The organism is Kineococcus vitellinus (assembly GCF_009906315.1).
Lineage (GTDB): Bacteria > Actinomycetota > Actinomycetes > Actinomycetales > Kineococcaceae > Kineococcus > Kineococcus vitellinus.
This window is the reverse complement of sequence record NZ_JAAALL010000379.1, coordinates 1-3503: the sequence shown is the minus strand read 5'-3', so window position 1 is coordinate 3503 and position 3503 is coordinate 1. Positions and strand designations below refer to the sequence as shown.

Sequence of the window (3503 nt, the reverse complement as noted above, 5' to 3'; positions counted from 1 at the left end):
CCGCCGCTCCCCCGGGCCCCCTGCGCCCCTCGGGCCGCTCGCCCCCGCGCCTCAGTCGGGCAGCGTGCGCCGGTCGGGGTCGGCGCGCCCCAGCGGCGCGGCCACGCGCACCACGGCGTCCAGGACGGTGACGCCGCGCTCGGCGACGAGGACCGGCGACAGCCGCAGCTCGGCGATCTCCGGCACCGCGTCGGCCAGGACCGCGACGCGCGCCACGACGTCCTCGAGGGCGTCGGCGTCCAGCGGCGGGGCGCCGCGGTGGCCGAAGAGCTTGGGCGCGGCCTTCACCGAGCGCACGAGGTCGGCGACGTCGACGTCGGTGAGCGGGGGGATGCGGTAGGCGACGTCGCCCATGAGGTCGATGGGGTCGCCCTCGACGCCGAAGGAGATCACCGGGCCGAAGAGGGGGTCCTCGGTGCTGCGCACCAGGCAGGGCACCCCCAGCGGCGCCATCGGCTGCACCGCGAGGGTGCGGGCGGCGTCGCCGAAGACGCTGCGCATCTCGTCGACGGCGCCGCGCAGCGCCTCGGGGCCCGCCAGCCCCAGGCGGATGCCGCGCAGGTCCTGGCGGCCGGAGAGCTCCTCGCCGACGGTCTTGAGGGCCACCGGGTAGCCGAAGCGCTCGGCGGCCTCCACGGCCTCGGTCACCGAGGCGACCTCCGCGCGCGCCAGCAGCGGCACGCCCACGGCCGCCAGCAGCGCGCCGCGGGCCTCGCGGCCCAGCCGGCCGCCCTGGGGGCGCTCGGCGAGCGCGGCCTCGACGACGGCGCGGGCGCGGGCGAGGTCGACGCCGGCGGGGGCCACGGGGTGCCCGCGGTCCTTGCGCAGCCACTCGGCGTAGCGCACCACCGACGCCAGCGCCCGCACGGCGTCCTCGGGGGTCGGGAAGGAGGGCACGGAGGGCAGGTCGGCGCCCTCGGGGGTGCCGGCCAGGGCCGCCGAGACCGAGCGGGTGCCGAGGAAGCACGTGACGCACGTCTTGGCGCCCTCGGCGGCGGTGCGGGCGACGGCGGCCGCCACGGCCGCGTCCACGGTGGCCGTGGGCGGCACCCAGCTGGCGACGACGGCGTCGACCTCGGGGTCGGCGAAGGCGGCACGCAGCGCCTCGGTGAAGACGTCGGCGCCGGCTTCGGGGTGGGTGTTGACGGGTCCGTGCACCACCTGCAGGCCCCAGCTGACGCAGGCGTCGGCGGCCAGGGTGCCCAGGGCGTCGGAGTTGCCGACGACGGCGATGCGCGAGCCCTGCGGCAGCGGCTGGTCGACGGCGACCTGGGCGACGTCGAAGAGCTGGTGGACGTTCTCCACGCGGACGACGCCGGCCTGGCGCAGCATGCTGTCGACGACCTCGAAGGGCACCCGCGAGCGCCGCACGGCGTGCCCGGGCGGCACCCCGAACCCGGAGGCGCCGGACTTGACGACCACGACGGGCTTGCGGCGGGCCAGGGCGCGCGCCACGCGGCTGAACTTGCGGGGGTTGCCCACGCTCTCCAGGTACAGGCCGACGGCCGCGGTGCCCTCGTCGTCCTGCCAGAACTGCATGAGGTCGTTGCCGGAGACGTCGGCGCGGTTGCCGGCGGAGACGAAGGTGGAGATGCCCAGCCCGCGCCGCTGCGCGGAGTCGAGGACGGTGACGGCCAGCGCCCCGGACTGGCTGAAGAGCCCGAAGCGCCCGCGGGCGGGCACCTCCTCGGCCAGCGAGGCGTTCAGCCGCACCGCGGGGTCGGTGTTGACGACGCCGAAGGAGTTGGGGCCCACCACGCGCATGCCGTTGGCGCGGGCGATGCGCACGAGCTCGCGCTGCAGCGCGGCGCCCTCGGGGCCGGTCTCGGCGAAGCCGCTGGAGACGACGACGAGCCCGCGCACTCCCACGGCGGCGCAGTCGGCGACGGTGTCGATGACGGCCGCGGGCGGCACGGCGATGACGGCGAGGTCGACGGGGGCCGGCACCTCGCGCACCGAGGCCAGCAGCGGCACGCCGAGCAGCTCCTGCCCGGCGCCGGCGGCGTTGACGGCGTGGACCCGCCCGGCGAAGCCGCCGCCGACGAGGTCGGCGAGCAGCCGGTGGCCCACCGTGCCGGGGGTGCGGCGGGCGCCGACGACGACGACGGAGGAGGGGGTGAGCAGCGCGGCGACGCTGCGGGCCTCGGCGCGCTGCTCGCGCGCGCGCATGACGTCGATGGAGCGCTCGGTGGGGTCGATGTCGAAGGAGACCTCCAGGACGCCGTCGGAGTAGCCCTGGCGCACCTCGAAGCCGGCCTCGCGGAAGACGCCGATCATCTTGGCGTTCTGCGGCAGGACGTCGGCGGTGAAGCGGCGGATGCCGCGCTCGCGGGCGGCGGCCGCCAGGTGCTCCAGCAGCACCGAGCCCAGCCCGCGGCCCTGGTGGGCGTCGGAGATGTTGAAGGCGACCTCGGCGGAGCGGGGGCGGCCGGGGCGCACGGGCGCGGCGTCGAAGCGGGCGATGCCGACGATGTCGTCGCCGACGGTGGCCACGAGGGCGACCCGGTCGACGTGGTCGACCTGGGTGAAGCGGGCCAGGTCGCGCTGGGACAGCCGCGGCATGGGGGCGAAGAAGCGCAGGTAGCGCGACTCCTCGGACTGCCGGGAGTGGAAGTCGGCCACGCCCTCGGCGTCCGAGGGCCGGATGGGGCGCACGTGCGCCGTCCCCCCGTCGCGCAGGGCCACGTCGGCCTCCCACCGGGTCGGGTACCCCACGGGCGGCAGCGGCATGGTCACGATCCTAGGGCGGTCCGCCCGGCGCGCCCGGTGGTCCCGCGCCCACCCCTCCGGTCGTGATCTTCCGCGGTGCACCGTGGAAGATCACGACCGGGAGGTCGCGGCAGGATGGCGGGGTGGACTTTGGGCGGGTGCTGCGGGCGCGGCGGATGGTGCGCCGCTACGACGGGCGGGCCGTCGACGAGGAGGTCCTGGCGGAGGTGCTCGGGGCGGCGCTGCGGGCGCCGAGCGCGGGCAACAGCCAGGGCCGCGACCTGCTCGTGCTGCGCCGGGCCGCCGACCGCGACCTCTTCTGGGACCTCACGACGCGGGACCGGACCGGCGCGGCGGACGCGGCGGCGGGCGGCTGGCTGGCGGGGATGCGCTCAGCGCCGGTGCTCGTGGTGCTGCTGGCCGACCCGGGCGCCTACGCGGCCCGCTACGCGCGCCCCGACAAGCCCGGCCCCGACCGCGACGCCGCCACCTGGCAGGTGCCCTGGCCGGACGTGGACACCGGGATGTCCGGGCTGCTGCTGCTGCTCGCGGCGGTGGACGCCGGGCTCGGCGCGTGCCTGTTCGGGGTGCCCTCGGCGGCGCACGAGGCGGTCCGCGCGGCCTTCGGCGTGCCCGCCGACCGGCGCGTGGTGGGGGTCGTCAGCCTCGGCCACCCGGCGCCCGACGAGCGGTCGCGGCCCTCGCTGCGGCACCGGCGCACGCTGGCCGACACCGCGCACGACGGGCGCTTCGGCGCCCCCTGGGGCGGCTAGCGGGCCGGCCGGCCCGCTAGC

Annotated in this window: 2 protein-coding genes; one reads left to right on the top strand and one right to left on the bottom strand. The window is 77.9% G+C overall.

The window, feature by feature from the left end:
- Positions 1-51 precede the first annotated feature (51 nt).
- Positions 52-2730 carry a bifunctional acetate--CoA ligase family protein/GNAT family N-acetyltransferase gene (locus GTQ99_RS21155; protein WP_166617671.1) on the bottom strand — a complete coding sequence of 893 codons (2679 nt, stop codon included), beginning with the start codon at positions 2728-2730 and terminating at the stop codon, positions 52-54.
- A 122-nt stretch (positions 2731-2852) separates the two neighbouring features.
- On the opposite strand from GTQ99_RS21155, the gene GTQ99_RS21150 reads away from it, so the two are divergent.
- Entirely contained in the window at positions 2853-3482 is a 630-nt protein-coding gene (locus tag GTQ99_RS21150) for a nitroreductase family protein (protein ID WP_338075178.1), read from the top strand.
- Positions 3483-3503: the final 21 nt, after the last annotated feature.

Bases quoted from the DNA above. Each gene is read 5' to 3' on its own strand.
- GTQ99_RS21155 (WP_166617671.1), bottom strand. From the start codon at position 2,730: ATGCCGCTGCCGCCCGTGGGGTACCCGACCCGGTGGGAGGCCGACGTG.